Raw genomic sequence first — 14,423 nt, forward strand, 5'->3', positions numbered from 1 at the left:
AGCTGAGGACGGCCCTGGTTCGCTCGTGTGGGTGACGGAGTTCTCCACAACCGGTGAGTAGTCCACCAAGATCCACTCGGTCGGGGCGGATGCGTGACGGTTGGCGCCGGAGGTGGTGCCGACATGAACGCACGAAACGCACTCGGCAAGTACGGAGAGGATCTCGCCGTCCGCCGGCTGACGGAGGCCGGGATGACGGTCCTGGAGCGCAACTGGCGCTGTGGCCGGGCGGGGGAGATCGACATTGTGGCGCGGGACGGCGAGGTGCTCGTCGTCTGCGAGGTGAAGACCCGGCGCGCGGGCTCCTTCCAGCACCCCATGGCCGCCGTCACGCCCGAGAAGGCCCAGCGGCTGCGCGGCCTGGCGGAGCACTGGATCCACGCGCACGGAGGGGCGCCGCCGGGAGGCGTCCGCATCGACCTGGTCGGTGTCGTCCTGCCCGGGCGCGGAGCCGCTCGCGTGGAGCACGCGCGGGGGGTGGCCTGAATGGGATTCGCTCGTACGTGCGCGGTGGCGCTGGTCGGGGTCGAAGGCGTCGTCGTCGAGGTCCAGGCCGACCTGGAACCGGGAGTCGCCGCGTTCACCCTGGTGGGCCTGCCCGACAAGAGCCTGTCCGAGAGCCGGGACCGGGTGCGGGCCGCGGTCGTCAACTCGGGCGGTGAGTGGCCGCAGAAGAAGCTCACGGTCGGACTCAGCCCCGCATCCGTGCCGAAGGCCGGCAGCGGGTTCGATCTCGCCGTCGCCTGTGCGGTGCTCGGTGCCTCAGAGCGCATCGATCCACGCGTCCTCGCCGACATCGTGATGATCGGCGAGCTGGGGCTGGACGGCCGGGTGCGGCCGGTCCGCGGCATCCTGCCGGCCGTGCTGGCCGCCGCGGACGCCGGCTATGAGCAGGTGGTCGTACCCGAGTGCGCCGCCGCCGAAGCAGCGCTGGTGCCCGGGGTGTCGGTGCTCGGGGTGCGGAGCCTGCGGCAGCTGATCGCCGTCCTGGCGGACGAGCCGGTGCCCGACGAGGAACCGGTGGAACCGGGCCGCCCGGATCCGCTCCTCGCAGGGCTGCGGGTGCCCGGCACGGGCGCTGCCACGGGCATGCACAGCATGGGCGCCGCACAGCACGACCAGGGCCACGACCTCGCGGACGTGGTGGGTCAGATCTCCGCGAGGACGGCCGTCGAGGTCTCCGCGGCGGGCGGCCACCACCTGTTCCTCGAAGGCCCGCCCGGCGCCGGCAAGACGATGCTCGCCGAGCGGCTGCCCGCCATCCTGCCCCGGCTCACCCGGGAGGAGTCGCTGGAGGTCACGGCGGTCCACTCGGTGGCGGGACTGCTGCCCCCGGGCAAGCCCCTGATCGACGTCCCGCCGTACTGCGCGCCCCACCATTCGGCGACCATGCAGGCGCTGGTCGGCGGTGGACCGGGCATCGCCCGACCCGGAGCCGTGTCCCTGTCGCATCGCGGCGTTCTGTTCCTGGACGAGACTCCGGAATTCAGCAGCCATGCCCTGGACGCGCTGCGGCAGCCGCTGGAGGCCGGACATGTCGTGATCGCCCGCAGCGCGGGGGTGGTGCGCTTCCCGGCGAGGTTCCTGATGGTGCTGGCGGCCAATCCCTGCCCATGCGGCCGTTTCTCGCAGACCGACGACTTCTGCGAGTGTCCGCCCTCGGCGATCCGCCGTTACCAGGCACGGCTGTCGGGGCCCCTGCTCGACCGGGTCGACCTGCGGGTCGAGGTGGACCGCGTCACCCGAAGCGAGCTGACCCGGCGCGGGGCACGGGGCGAGTCGACGGTGACGGTCGCCGACCGGGTACAGGCGGCCAGGGAGCGCGCGGCGGCGCGGCTCGCCGGCACCCCGTGGCGGAGCAACAGCGAGGTACCGGGCCGGGAGCTGCGCAGCCGCTGGCACCCGGTGAGCGGCGCTATGGACGAGGCCGAGCGCAGCCTGGAGCGGGGCGTGCTGACCGCGCGCGGACTCGACCGTGTGCTGCGTGTCGCCTGGACCGTCGCCGACCTGGTCGGACACGACCGGCCCGACGCCACGGACGTCGCCCTGGCCCTGCAACTGCGTACCGGAGTGCCGCGGGGTGTGCCCATGGCGATCGGGGCGCTGACATGAGCGCCGAGGGCGATTCGCGGCACGAGCTGCCGGCCCGGGTCTTCCTCAGCCGTGTCCTCGAACCGGGTGACGAGGCCGGTGGCCGGTGGGTGCGGGAGATGGGGGCGGTCGAGGTGGCGCGGGTGCTGCGGGCCGGGGGTCCCCAGCTCGTCGGGGTGACCGACAAGAAGTGGGCCGGGGTGCTGGCGCGGGCCGAGGAGGCCGACGCCGAGCGCGATCTCGAGGTGGCCCGGGAGGCCGGTATGCGGTTCGTGGTGCCGGGCGACCCCGAATGGCCCGGTCAGCTCGACGACCTCGGTGACGGCCGGCCCCTGGGGCTCTGGGTGCGCGGGCGGCCCAGTCTGCGGATGTGGGCGCTGCGGTCCGTCGCCGTGGTCGGGGCCCGGGCCTGTACCGAGTACGGGGCGCACATGGCCGCGACCCTGGGCGCCGCGCTCGCCGAGCACGGATGGGTCGTGGTGTCAGGAGGAGCGTACGGGGTCGACGGCGCCGCGCACCGGGGGGCGCTCGGTGCGGGAGGTGCCACCGTCGCGGTGCTCGCCTGCGGGGTGGACCAGGCCTACCCGCGCGGACACACCGAGTTGATCAACAGGATCGCGGAACAGGGTCTGGTCGTGGGGGAGTTGCCACCCGGTGAGCGTCCCTCGCCGAGCAGATTCGTCGTGCGGAACAGGGTGATCGCCGCGCTGACCAGGGGAACCGTCGTGGTCGAGGCGGCCCATCGCAGTGGGTCGCTGGTGACCGCGCGGGCGGCGCAGCGGCTCGGACGTCACACGATGGGAGTACCCACACCTCTTCCCGTGGGTACCGCTTCTTCGTCGATCCCCTTCCGCCTGCTGCTGGCCACCTAGTCACTCCTCGTGAGCTGCGCCCCGGACGCCCTCCACGGCCGTCCGGGGCGCTCTCGTACCTGGGGCGCCCCCTCGTGCCACAGGCCAGCTCTCAGCCCCTCCGAGGCCCCGCCAGAGCCCGGTGGGCCCACGCGAAAAGCCGGGGCCGACTGTCAGTCGCCGTCAGTACGATGTTCGTCACCTTCATGGCACTTGTGATCGGATGACCAGTGACCGACCTGCTCGCCCCACTTAGCGATGAGCACCTTCTTCTGCTCCGCACCATGGCCACCGAGTACCTGAGGTCCGGGCGGTGGCCGGTGTGGCATTTTGTCCGGGCGACGCTGAATCGTTCGGACCTGGATGCCGACCAACTGCTGGGGTCTCTGCCTCAGGTGGGTGACTTCCTGTTCAGCAAGGGCTACAGGCTGGCCTGGTGGGACGGCGGCCCGTCGGACGAAAGCAGGCCCGGCCTGACCATTGGGGCGGTGCACCACGTTCCCGAGCTGCTGCCGGTTATGGGACAGCCCTTCTTGCTCGTTCTGCGAAAGCTGGTTGAAATCCAGCGCAACCTGCCGCTCTCGCCGGACGAGATCACGACAGCGACCTACACGCCCGACGATATCCGGAAAGCGTTGCCCTCGATCAGCGACCAGTTCATGGCCAAGCTGCCCGACATCCTGAGTCACGAGCCTCCCACCTGGGGCGCGTTTCTCAAGGGGGGGCACGACTGGTCGTGGTGGCAACGACGGCTGAGCCGGGAGATCGCGCGCTACAAAGATGTAGACCTTCGGGACATCAGGTCGTACGTCCAGCGAGTTTCCGAGCTGATGGAACCGGAGCGTTCGTTCGGTAACGGCGGCATCCACATCGGCTCGTCTGGCGCTGCCTCTATTTTCGAGGCTCCGGCGGCGACGCTGCCCTTGGAACCATCTGCGGCTGTGGCTCAGGTGTACGTCAAGGAGTCACTGATCAAGGAACTGGAGGACAAGCAGAGCACGGCGCAGTGGGACCTCACGAAGCTGATCCGGCTCGTGCGTGAACTGAACAGCAACTTCGCAGCGGAGAACCCCTACGCTTGCCACGGGCTACTGAGGGCAATCCTCGACCACGTGGCCCCCGTATTCGGACAGAAGACCTTCGAGCAGGTGGCTAGCCAGCCACTTCAGGCGTGGACCAGGACCGACAAGGACTATCTGCGCAAGCTGCTGGACTTCAAGCCGCAGGGGCACGACGCCCTGCACCGCCACATCCGGAAGACGCCTGACCTGATCGACATGCACGACGTGCCATCAAGTGCCTGGCTGAACGCGTTCCTTCGGCTCGTGATCGACGCTCTGTGACAAGGTCTCCCGCCCCTTGAGGCGGGAGACCTCACGGCGTCTACGCGGCAGCGGGCGGCTCCTCGTCGTCCCCGGTGGCGGCCGTGGGGGGCGGCTGCTCCTCGGTCTCGTCCGGCTGCGGAGTTTCGTCGTTCTTCTTGGTCAGCCGTTCCCATGCCTCACGCGCCCGACGTGCGGACTCGAAGAGGTCGGGGAGTTGATCGAGCACGCCCTTCAAGACGTAGATCAACAAGGTGACCACGCCAGCGATGGCGAGAATGATGATGGCGATGGCAGTACCGTCCACCGATCCTGACCTTCCCTGTAGTGGGTCGGATCGGGTGCGCAGGCAGCCTCGATCCGAACCCTGCGGTTCGGACCGAGACACCCGCGCGGACGTGTGCGCAAATGTTCTCGGGTGGGCCCGTTCGTCGGCCCTCATCAACTCATGTCTGCAAGTCAGTATCTATCCGTCGGCAATGTACGTAGCTCACGTCAACAGAACACAGCCGTCGCAACGCACCGTGTTCAGCCAGCCCAATCCGACAGAATCCTGGACAGTCAATCTCCGGGGCAGCCAGGCCTGCCCCGCCAACCAGCTTAGCGGATGGCGGGGAAGTGCGTGAGAGGACGCAACTGAGCCCCACCCCGGTCGAGTTGGGGTGAGGCTCAGGGGCTGGTCGGGGGCGGTTGGTGAGGGGGCGTCACCTGGGGGAGCTGTAGCGATGGTGGGGGCAGGTGCAGCGGGGGACGAGCAAGATGCCCCGGCCGTGGGGGAGCGGTACGTCCTTGGTCTGGCGGCAGTCGGAGTGGAGCTTCGAGTAACCCGGCTGCTGGGCCAGCGCGCATTCCGCGGACATGGTCGAGGTGTCGTCGGCTTGCGCGCTCATGTGAAGTAGCCGTTGCTGCTGGCCGTGTTGAGGGCCCGGGTGCGTTCCCGCATGGCCGCGAGACGCTCGTCCTCGGTGGCGTCGCGGACGTTGGCCGGCTCGGCGTCCCATTCGCGCCCGCCGGTCACCGGCCGCAGTTGGAGGTAGGGCCCCTCGTGCCCCATGACGTAACCGAGCCGGTTTCGCGCGGTGTCCACAACGAGGGCGTCCTTCTGATGCTCCATCACCCGTGCTCCCCTCGTTGGAGGGCCCGTGCCAGACGTACGGCCACGTCCGCGCGCACACGTCCCAGCTCGACAAGCTTCAGGTCCGGGTTGGCGAAGTCGGCGCCCAGGGACGGAAGGACGATCCCGGCCCGGTCCAGTGCCGCCCGCAGAGTCTCGACTGCCTGGTGCGGGTCGGTGTCGGGTGCGTTGCGCCAGTCGGCTGTGTTCGTGGCCATGAACAGGACGCTAGGGAGGGCGGATTGGCCAGCGCGAGGCGAGTTGCGCGAAGTTGCTTGACGTCCAGACCGAGTTGCGGAAGGTTGCAGAATTAGACCGGCGGGACGGCACACGGAGTGCACGGACCTCGTTCAAGCTTTGGAGATCAGTCCTCTGACGAAAGGAACTGATCATGGCGCGTCGACTGCGCTTCAACGGCACGGGCAGTGGCGTCAACGGATGCCCTGCCGTACACGAGGACCTCGACTCGGGTGAGATCGTGGTGCACGGCCCGGCGCTCACCGACCCTGCGGACATCGGCCAGCTGCGGCACCTGAACGAGGGCGAAGTACCGATCGTCGTCCCGCGCGAACTGCTTGTCGACTTCGGCCCGAAGGAGGTCACCCGCGTGCCGGACATCATCGGACTGGACGAGTTCGACCGGCTGTTCACCCAGTTCAAGCACGTGGCCTGGCGGCTGGAGACGCGACGGCGGTACGCGTCCGACGAAGCCACCGACACCTACGCCCAGTTCGCCCGGGGTGAGGCCGTCGACTGGGACGGAGTCGACGCCGAGTGGTGCGCAGAACGTCGCGAACAGACCGCGCTGGGCAAGCGGTTCGAGCGCGTCCGCATCATCGACAACCCGCCGACTCCAGGCCAGCTCTATCTGCTCGACAACGCCAGGCGCAACAGCGGCGTGGGCGAGCACATCCTGAACCTGTGGCGGGCGGACGCCGAACCGCTCGGCCTGCCCGATGAGGACTTCTGGCTGTTCGACTCCCGCCTGGTCGCACTCCTGAACTTCGACGAGGCCGACAACCTGGTCAGCGTCGAGCTGATCACCGAGCCCGCCGAGGTGCTGCGGTACGCCCAGGCGCGAGACGCGGCGATGCACCACGCCGTCCCGTACGAACAGGTCGCGGCGCAGCTGACCGCGAAGGAGTAAGGCAGGTTGCTGACCGGTGAGCACGGACTACCAGCAGGCGCGCGAGGCGCTCGGCGTGCGGCTCCGCGAACTTCGCCTCTCGGCTCCAGGTGGCCGGCTCACGGGTCAGCAGCTCGCCCAGCGGTACGGGTGGAACAAATCCAAGGTCAGCAGGCTGGAGAACGGCAGGCAAACCCCCACCCCCGACGACCTGCGCAACTGGGCCGACGCCACCGGCCAGCCCGACGCCTTCGATGAACTGCTGGCCAGGCTGCGAGGGTTCGAGTCCCACATCCGCTCGTGGCGCAGACAGCTGGCCTCCGGGCACAAGCCCGTGCAGGACACCCACCTGACCGCCCACTCGGACGCCTCGGTGTTCCGGGGCTGGGAGTCCTCCATCATCTTCGGCATCCTCCAGACGCCGGACTACGCCCGGTCGATCTTCACCCGGTACGCCGAACTTCAGCGGTCACCGCGCGACACTGAGGAGGCCGTCCGCTCCCGCATCAAGCGGCAGGAAGCCCTGTACGACTCCTCCAAGCAGTTCCACCTCATCCTGTGGGAGGCCGCCCTGCGCGCCCTCATCTGCCCGCCCTCCGTCCTGGGCGCCCAGCTGGACCGCCTCTCGGGAGCCATCGGCCTGGACACGGTCGAGCTGGGTATCATCCCCCTCTCAGCGTCTCTGAAGATCCCTCCGGCCACCGCTTTCTGGATCTACGACGACCGTCAGGTGATCGTGGAGAACTGGCACGCCGAGCTGTGGGTCGACGACTCGGACAGCGTTGACACCTACCTCCGCGTCTTCGACACCCTGCGCGAGTCCGCCGTCTACGGCTCCGACGCCCACAACGTCATCAACTCGGCCAGGCGTGCCCTCAACCCCCGTTGAGGTCGAGCTTGGGCCGTTGTCGTCACCCAGCGCTACTCTGAATGAAGTTGGCGGCGTGTCAGATGGTGCGATCGGGGGTCGGTCATGGTGACTACTACAGACGACGGGGACGACCACCCCGAGGTTAGACCGGCCGAGAAAGACGCTTTTGCGCGTGCTCTTCTGTTGTCGAAGTGGCTTAAAACGTCGGGCACTTCGTACGCGTTGGAGCAAGTTGGGCAGGAGACGCTCAAGAGACTCATTGACATTGGCGGCGCCGCTCACACGGACCAGCAGGTGGTCCAGGCGGCGGGCGAGGTCAACAACGTCTTCATCTCGCACGGACCTGGCGTCGCTGTTACTCCGGAGCCTGCCGACCAGAAGCCGAGCCTCGCCGAGCGACGGCAAGAGTTTCACTTCGACGTTCTGAAGCTCAAGCTGAAGCACGCCCAGTGGATGCTTTCCTTCAGCGTCGTTGCCGTGGCGGCTGGTCTTGTAGCGATGCTCGTCGGCGTCGTCCTGGCGCTGGTCCGCACAGGCAGCCCCCAGGGTTACGTGACGGGTGCCTCAGGGCTGGTCGCCAGCCTGGGCGGTGGTGCGCTGCACCGATATGCGAAGCGTGCCATGGACGACTTGAACGATGCGGCCAAGCGCAACGAAGACATGATCGACGTGGATCGTCAGATCGAAGTGGCCACGACGCTCATCGACCGGGTCGACGACAAGGACCTCAGGGACCGCCTGAACTCGACAGCGGCCTTGAAGGCGCTAAAAATCCAACCTGACCCCGACACGATGCTCAACCGTCTGCTTCCGGGCGACCAGCCCAGGGGGATCGAGCCCGGCGAGCCCACCAACTGACCGCGAAGCCCCGGAGTTTGCCGCCCCGGGGCTTCCGCACGTTCACAGCACCTTGAGAGCCTTCAGCACCGCCAGGCACAGGGCGAGAGTGCCCCCGAAAGAGCCCCCGCCGTACAGGACAGCCTCACCAGCGGGTGAGCCGGGGGTGTGGCTCAGCCAGGCGGCTGCCATGCCGATGTTGACGGAGAAAGAGGCGCAGGCGAAGACGATCAATACCCTGACACCGAGAGAGAGATTCACGGCCCGAGTTACCTTTCCGGTGATCGGACCGGGTGTCAGACCTCAGCCCGACCACCACGTGACATACGTGTGGTCTTGCTGAGGCCCACCGACGTTTGGGGCTCATGGGGTTCGACCTGGCCAGGACCGCTGCGTAGCCGTGTGCTCCTGCAGTCGTGCGCTAAGCAGACTCTGGGCATAATTGCCCATAACCTGGAACGTCGGGTCCAGGCTCCGCTAACGCCGAATGGTTAAAGTTCCCCACAGAAACGAGGGGATGTCCCTAACTATACTGGACCCAGGCCCCGTTGGTGGGCTTCTGGGGGCCTCGTGCTGGCGGGTGCGGGCGGACCCCCGACGGGGCACGAGAGGCCGCCGGAGATCCTACGGAGGACCGGGACGACACCACCGCTGCCCGTGGGCGTCCGCACACTGGTGGGTCAGCTCCTCCGCTCCGGCCGGCATTCACCTCTCGTGGGTCTGCGTGACACTCCCCGTGACAGCCGCGGAGGGCGCCGAGGGGCCTCACCAGCGGTTTGTCACACTCCGTTAGCTTGCGGTGCACGCATGCTCTGAGCAGGGCTTGTGGCAAGTCGGCAGCCGATGTTCCACTGGATTCGTGCCCGGCGGCGTGGCTGTCGAGTCGGGCGAATCAGGTAGCAGCCAGGGCCAAGGCCACCGTTCAGCCCCCACCTGGGGCAGCTCTCCAGACTGTGGAGTCCCGGTGCCTGCCCTGAAGTTCTCCAAGGACGCGTTGCGTCGAATCCGCTCCGAACGCGGCCTGAGTCGCGATGACTTGGCCAGCGCCGTCCGCTGCCACGTCTCGACCGTCCGGCGCTGGGAGTACGGCGTGCGCGCCCCCAACACCCAGGCCGCCATGCTCACGGCCACCGTCCTTGGCTGCTCGGTCGACGACCTGTTCGAGGTCTCGGAGTGAGCGTCGACGCCCCCCAGCTCGAAGCCCCCGAGCCCGTAGACGCCAGCTGGGAAATAGCCGAGGGCCGTGACGCCGAACACCGGCGGCTCCTCATTCTGCTCTTCGGCTCCCGTGCGCCCAAGCAGCCCGAGCCCGGAAATGGGTGAACCCCCGGGCACCACCCCGGGGGTTCGAAACCAAACCACCTACCACGACGCGGGGAACAACCCGCTGAGCTACCAGCAACATGAAAACACGAGCTTGGAGGCTCATTTCCATGAAAGCACAGGCCTTGGCTGGCCAGCAATCTGGCGCATTTCTAGAACCAGTTACGCATCCGTTCGCGTACGCCCACCATCAATATCAGTCGCTCGGCTGGCCGGTGCTGGCGCTGCCTCGGGAGAAGAAGTGTGACCCGCCTTTCAGGTTCACTGGGAAATACGACCAGGTGGCCGGAGATAAGGAATTCAAGCGCTGGCTGAGCATCAACCCGCACGACTCCAGCAGTTTCGGCCCCAACGCCAACATAGGCCTCCGGATGCCCCGGGGTGTCGTTGGAATCGACGTCGACCACTACGGCGCCAAGCGTGGGGCCGAGCACTTGGCCGAACTGATCGCGCGAAACGGCTCGCTCCCGGACACCTTCAGGTCAACTCGCCGCGACCCGGCCAACCCGAGCGGCATCAGGTTCTACCGCGTCCCTGAGGACTGGATTGGTCGTGGGAAGTCCGGCGGGGACATCGACATCATTCAGCACCACCACCGCTACGCAGTGGCCTGGCCCTCGGTTGTACCGGAGTTCAAGGACGGCACCGGAGAGCTGTTCCAGTACGCCTGGTACGACCTCTTGGTGGCCGAGTGCGCCCCGCCTTCTGTGACGGATTTCCCGTTTCTCCCGCAGACGTGGCAGGACGACATCTCGATCAAGAACCGGAATTTCAAGGTGGCGGGAAGTGAATACCGGCCCGGCCTGTATTCCCCCAAGGCCCAGCCCGGCGAGTGGCTAAATCACCGCCTGGAACTTCCCGCCGACGACCCCTGCCGGTCGGACAACCCGTGGGTCAACGATGTGGCCTGGGGTAAGGCTCGTACTCCCATAACCCTCGACGAGGTGGTCGAGTGGGTAACGGGAGAAGACGCCAAGAGCGAGAACCCCTATTTCAAGCATGACCCGGAACAGTTCATGAAGACCGTGAATTCGGCTTACGAGGCGCGGATTCCGGAGTGGGAGGGCTACCAGAACGTGCTGGCGGCCAACGCGAACAAGAAGAAGGCGGTATCAGTGCAGCAGGTTCAGACCTCCCGCCAGCCCGCGATCCCCACTGAAGGGTTCGTACCCGAACCCGGAAAGCCCGTCAAAGTGGCCAGGGTGTGCGCCGGGGACTTGTGGTCTGTCGGCTCTGACACCACCCTCCGCGCGTGGCGTGGCCAGTGGATGGAATGGGGAGGATCCGACTGGCGTGAGGTCGAGACCCAGACCGTCAAGAAGAAGCTTCAGGACCGCCTCGAAGACGCCAAGTTCGTGAAGCGGGGGGAAAGGGATGATGATGACCAGGTCCTCGACTGGGATCCTAATTCAGCAAAAATCAACGACGTTGTCAGTGCCCTGAAGAACATCACCCTTCTCAGCGCCGACACCGAGACCAACTCGTGGCTCGACGGCAGGGAGGCCTGCCGTATGGTCGCGTTCCAGAACGGTCTTCTGGACATCGAGACCCGCAAGCTGTACCCGGCGAGCGCCTCCTACTTCAACACCACCTCGCTGCCGTACGACTACGCCGAGACGGACACCCCGCCGGTCGAGTGGCTGAGGTTCCTGGCCAGCGTGTGGCCTCAGGACCAGCAGGCTGTGGAAGCTCTGCAAGAGTGGTTCGGGTACGTCCTGTCAGGTCAGACCGACCTCCAGAAGGCCCTGATGCTGATCGGACCGCCCCGGTCCGGCAAGGGAACCATCGCCACCGTTCTGTCGGCTCTCCTGGGCCAGCGCAACGTCCTGGGCGTTGGGATGTCGTCCTTCACCAGTGAGTTCGGGCTTCAGGAGATCGTCGGCAAGTCGCTGACCATAATCGGTGACGGCCGAGCCCCCTCCCGTGACCGGGAGATGGTCGTGGAGAAGATCTTGAACATCGTCGGCGAAGACGCCATGACGATCAATCGTAAGTACCGCAGCCCCTACAACGGGCGCCTGGCCACCCGGCTGATGCTGCTGTCCAACGAGGTCCCCCAGCTCTCGGACCCGTCGGGGGCCCTGGCCAGCCGGTTCATCGTCCTGTCGTTCACCGAGTCGTTTCTGAACCGCGAGGACCTTGGTCTCTCCGGCCGTCTCCTCAAGGAGATCCCGGCCATCCTGCGCTGGTCGCTCGACGGACTGGAGCGCCTCAATGTTCGAGGCCGATTCGTCGAGCCTGGGTCGTCTGAGGACACCCGGGACGAGCTGGACACGGTGACCGCCCAGATCAAGTCGTTCATCCGTGACCGGTGCGAACTCGGGCCCGGCAAGCACGTGGTCATTGAGGACCTGTTCGCCGAGTACAAGGCGTGGTGCACCAACCGGGGCTACAGGGCTGGCAGCATCGACACCATGGGCAGCCAGATCATGGCGACCAACCGAGGCAAGATCAAGAAAAGGCGTCTCACCATAAAGGGGCGACGTATCAACTGCTACGACGGTCTCGGGTTCAAGGGCGCTAAGTCGGAGTAATTCCGCAGAGATGAACAACCTGGGCCCCCTCCAATGACCTGGAGGGGGCCCAGTCATACCTGGCTGTCATAGGTGTGACAGCTTGCGAGTCGGAAAAGCGTGGCCTGTCAGAGCCATAGAGAGTAAACCGCGTCGTCACACCTGTCATACCTGTCATACTTCTTGCACATTGTGCTTTCCGCTGCGCGTACTAACACTGCACGAATTACTGCATGAGGACTTCCGGGCTCTCCCGTGTGCAAGACGCCTACAAGAAGTATGACAGGTATGACAGGTATGACGCACGTTTTCCTGACCGGCCAGGCTATCGCGGAGCGCAAGTAAGACCAGGTATGACATAGGTGTGACAGCCAGGTATGACAGGTGTGACAGCTCCCTAAGCCTCTGCTCGAAAACACCAATTACGGCAAGCCCAAGCCGAGTGTTCTTCTGGGGGCGCACTTCCGGCAGAAGAAACGAACGGGACGCCAGTGACCTTGCAATTCGACCACGAGACGGCCCAACGGCTGAGGCTGGCCAGCGCCCTCACGCCCACACAGCTTGCCCGCCGTGTGGACAAGTCCAGCAACACCATCTGGTTGTGGGAGACCGGCCAGCGGAAACCGCCCCTCGAAGCAATCGGGAAGCTGGCCAGAGCCCTGGACGTGCCTTACGCCCGGCTGATTCACGAGACGCCCGACGTCCCCCGACCAAGGAGGGCGTCACGACACTGCGCGACCAGGCGCCCACCCCGACCCGGTGACCGTGCGCCGGCACCTGACCCAACTCACCTTGAGGAGACGTGAGCGCAGTGAACGACGAGAGGTCGATCGGGGGCGTGCCCCTGCTGTACGGCTTCACCACGCTGAACGCGATGGAGGTGGCCGTGTGGTGCAAGCACTGCCTCGCCTGGCACCACCACAGGCTGGTCGGGCCTCCGAACGTCCTGAGCTACTACGAGGCGCACTGCTACGCGCGCCCCAACTGGCACGACAGGGGCTACTGGATCGAACCCACCAGCACCCGCATGGCCGAGGTGTTCAAGGAGTCCAAGCGTGCGAGGGTGTGGGAGGCCCGGCGGCTGGCCGCAGGGAAGACCCACCCGTCCATCCGGCGGAAGCAGGCGGCCCCCGAGCCCCAGCCCCTGCCCAGGCCCCCGGAGAAGCCCACGAAGACCCCACGGAAGCCCCGCAGGAAGGCGTACGGCCCCCGGTGGCCCACCACGTACCCGCAGGTCCCGGAAGAGCCCGAGGAGGCGTGAGCCACCGGCCGTCAGTGTCAGGTGCTCAGTCAGTGCCTTGCGGTAGCGCCGAGTCGTCGTCTCCGTCTGGCGACGGCATCGAGGCAATGGCAGTAGCGAGCGCCTGCAATGCTTCCTCGGGACGGGTCTGAATCTCGGGGTACCTGGTCAAGGCGTGCATTTCGAGCTGCGTCAGGTTGCGGACCAGCACGATCTGGCGCCCATCGACCACGTACTTGACCAGGAAAACGGACCCCACCTGGATGCAGACCCGCTCAGTCCCTTCGAGCGCAGTGAGCAAGTTTGAGACGGCTTGGCTCTCTTTGTTGTTCACCTCGGCTTGACGAAGTTCGAGCTGGGCCAGTTCAAGCCCCCGCTCTATTTTTATGAGTCGGCTCTTCACTTCATCTATCCCCGTCTGGGCGACCGCACGGGACCTTCTGAAGATGGAACCTCGTCGAACTTCGGGCTTTCCGACCTCTTTATAGCCCATGGCTTGAACCAGTTCCTGGACGCCTTCCAGGACCGCCGAGATCTCGGTCTCGTCATCGGATCCGATGTACACCGAAACCGGAATTACCTCGCTGGCGGTACCAGTTTCGTCGCCACCGGACTGGGGTAGTTGCAGTCCACTCACCGTCTCGGCGAATGCAAGGAATCCGCCGCCCCTCAGTGGTACTACGCGTTCGGCGTGATACGGGTCTACTGCCCTTTCGACCTGGTAGGGGGAAAAATCCACGTGGAAATATCGCTCTTCCAGTTGCGCACGATACTTGTTAAGGCGAAGCTCAATCTCGCCGAGTGACGCTCGAAGGTCCTCCGCGACCGCTGGGGAAAGTTTGACCTGTTTACTTGACAGGACTTCATGGATTCGGTAGGCCGACTGTGAGAGGCGGCTAACCAGTTCATGCAAAGATTCCATGGCGTGACCTTAGCGGCGTTGTCACTTGATCACATCTGCTTGACCAAGATGTTGCGCGCGGATGAGAGTCGGGACAGTTGAGGTCAAGATCGGAAGGCTGACCCACCTTCGAACCCACCGCCCTACTGGGTGTCCAGTGTGGCGCGTGGTTCTAGTGTGGCGCTGTGGCCGGTTGGTGAGCGTGGGGCCAACGATTGCAGCGGCTTATGCAGA

17 protein-coding genes and 1 pseudogene are annotated in these 14,423 nt (G+C 66.1%); 12 read left to right on the top strand and 6 right to left on the bottom strand.

Features of this window, described 5'->3' with window-relative positions; translation table 11 throughout:
• Positions 1–123 precede the first annotated feature (123 nt).
• The 4 genes and pseudogenes from ABZT17_RS25080 (at position 124) to ABZT17_RS25095 (ending at position 4,285) form a co-directional block, all read left to right on the top strand.
• On the top strand, positions 124–486 hold the full coding sequence (locus ABZT17_RS25080) for a YraN family protein (protein WP_356351823.1): 363 nt from the start codon (positions 124–126) through the stop codon (positions 484–486).
• Positions 487–2,112: a YifB family Mg chelatase-like AAA ATPase gene (locus tag ABZT17_RS25085; protein ID WP_356351824.1), complete on the top strand. Its 1,626-nt coding sequence runs from the start codon at positions 487–489 to the stop codon at positions 2,110–2,112.
• Positions 2,109–2,900: pseudogene (gene dprA / locus ABZT17_RS25090) on the top strand (DNA-processing protein DprA); the annotation flags it as partial. The gene ABZT17_RS25085 and the pseudogene dprA, both read left to right, overlap by 4 nt.
• A 326-nt stretch (positions 2,901–3,226) precedes the next feature.
• A complete protein-coding gene (locus ABZT17_RS25095) occupies positions 3,227–4,285 on the top strand; it encodes a hypothetical protein (protein WP_356351825.1) in 1,059 nt (352 codons plus the stop codon).
• Positions 4,286–4,325: 40 nt separating this feature from the next.
• On the opposite strand, the gene ABZT17_RS25100 is transcribed toward ABZT17_RS25095, so the two are convergent.
• The 4 genes from ABZT17_RS25100 to ABZT17_RS25115 form a co-directional block, all read right to left on the bottom strand.
• A complete protein-coding gene (locus tag ABZT17_RS25100; RefSeq protein ID WP_356351826.1) occupies positions 4,326–4,571 on the bottom strand; it encodes a hypothetical protein in 246 nt (81 codons plus the stop codon).
• Positions 4,572–4,968: 397 nt separating this feature from the next.
• Positions 4,969–5,154, bottom strand: a complete 186-nt coding sequence (locus ABZT17_RS25105; RefSeq protein ID WP_356351827.1) for a hypothetical protein — start codon at positions 5,152–5,154, stop codon at positions 4,969–4,971.
• Positions 5,151–5,378, bottom strand: a complete 228-nt coding sequence (locus ABZT17_RS25110; protein ID WP_356351828.1) for a hypothetical protein — start codon at positions 5,376–5,378, stop codon at positions 5,151–5,153. The genes ABZT17_RS25105 and ABZT17_RS25110 overlap by 4 nt, the downstream gene beginning before the upstream one ends.
• The gene (locus ABZT17_RS25115) at positions 5,378–5,596 is read right to left on the bottom strand and encodes a hypothetical protein (protein ID WP_356351829.1); all 219 of its coding nucleotides are present in this window, start codon (positions 5,594–5,596) and stop codon (positions 5,378–5,380) included. Before ABZT17_RS25115 ends, ABZT17_RS25110 begins: the two co-directional genes overlap by 1 nt.
• 173 nt (positions 5,597–5,769) lie before the next feature.
• Here ABZT17_RS25115 and ABZT17_RS25120 point away from each other — a divergent pair, with 173 nt between their 5' ends.
• The 3 genes from ABZT17_RS25120 (at position 5,770) to ABZT17_RS25130 (ending at position 8,233) form a co-directional block, all read left to right on the top strand.
• The gene (locus ABZT17_RS25120; RefSeq protein ID WP_356351830.1) at positions 5,770–6,525 is read left to right on the top strand and encodes a DUF6879 family protein; all 756 of its coding nucleotides are present in this window, start codon (positions 5,770–5,772) and stop codon (positions 6,523–6,525) included.
• 16 nt (positions 6,526–6,541) lie between these two features.
• Positions 6,542–7,393, top strand: a complete 852-nt coding sequence (locus tag ABZT17_RS25125) for a helix-turn-helix transcriptional regulator (RefSeq protein ID WP_356351831.1) — start codon at positions 6,542–6,544, stop codon at positions 7,391–7,393.
• A gap of 84 nt (positions 7,394–7,477) precedes the next feature.
• Positions 7,478–8,233, top strand: coding sequence for a hypothetical protein (locus ABZT17_RS25130; protein ID WP_356351832.1), 756 nt, complete (start codon positions 7,478–7,480; stop codon positions 8,231–8,233).
• Between the two features lie 42 nt (positions 8,234–8,275).
• On the opposite strand, the gene ABZT17_RS25135 is transcribed toward ABZT17_RS25130, so the two are convergent.
• On the bottom strand, positions 8,276–8,473 hold the full coding sequence (locus ABZT17_RS25135; protein ID WP_356351833.1) for a hypothetical protein: 198 nt from the start codon (positions 8,471–8,473) through the stop codon (positions 8,276–8,278).
• Between the two features lie 703 nt (positions 8,474–9,176).
• Here ABZT17_RS25135 and ABZT17_RS25140 point away from each other — a divergent pair.
• From ABZT17_RS25140 to ABZT17_RS25160, 5 genes are all read left to right on the top strand, one after another.
• On the top strand, positions 9,177–9,389 hold the full coding sequence (locus ABZT17_RS25140) for a helix-turn-helix transcriptional regulator (protein ID WP_356351834.1): 213 nt from the start codon (positions 9,177–9,179) through the stop codon (positions 9,387–9,389).
• The gene (locus tag ABZT17_RS25145; RefSeq protein WP_356351835.1) at positions 9,386–9,535 is read left to right on the top strand and encodes a hypothetical protein; all 150 of its coding nucleotides are present in this window, start codon (positions 9,386–9,388) and stop codon (positions 9,533–9,535) included. Before ABZT17_RS25140 ends, ABZT17_RS25145 begins: the two co-directional genes overlap by 4 nt.
• 110 nt (positions 9,536–9,645) lie before the next feature.
• On the top strand, positions 9,646–12,069 hold the full coding sequence (locus ABZT17_RS25150) for a phage/plasmid primase, P4 family (protein ID WP_356351836.1): 2,424 nt from the start codon (positions 9,646–9,648) through the stop codon (positions 12,067–12,069).
• Between the two features lie 470 nt (positions 12,070–12,539).
• Positions 12,540–12,854: a helix-turn-helix transcriptional regulator gene (locus tag ABZT17_RS25155; RefSeq protein WP_356351837.1), complete on the top strand. Its 315-nt coding sequence runs from the start codon at positions 12,540–12,542 to the stop codon at positions 12,852–12,854.
• Positions 12,851–13,309, top strand: a complete 459-nt coding sequence (locus ABZT17_RS25160; RefSeq protein ID WP_356351838.1) for a hypothetical protein — start codon at positions 12,851–12,853, stop codon at positions 13,307–13,309. Before ABZT17_RS25155 ends, ABZT17_RS25160 begins: the two co-directional genes overlap by 4 nt.
• Before the next feature lie 25 nt (positions 13,310–13,334).
• Here the strand turns inward: ABZT17_RS25160 and ABZT17_RS25165 are convergent, their stop codons facing one another.
• Entirely contained in the window at positions 13,335–14,210 is an 876-nt protein-coding gene (locus ABZT17_RS25165; RefSeq protein WP_356351839.1) for a hypothetical protein, read from the bottom strand.
• Positions 14,211–14,423 lie beyond the last annotated feature (213 nt).

Source organism: Streptomyces sp. NPDC005648 (assembly GCF_040605395.1).
In the GTDB taxonomy this organism is placed as follows: Bacteria; Actinomycetota; Actinomycetes; order Streptomycetales; family Streptomycetaceae; genus Streptomyces.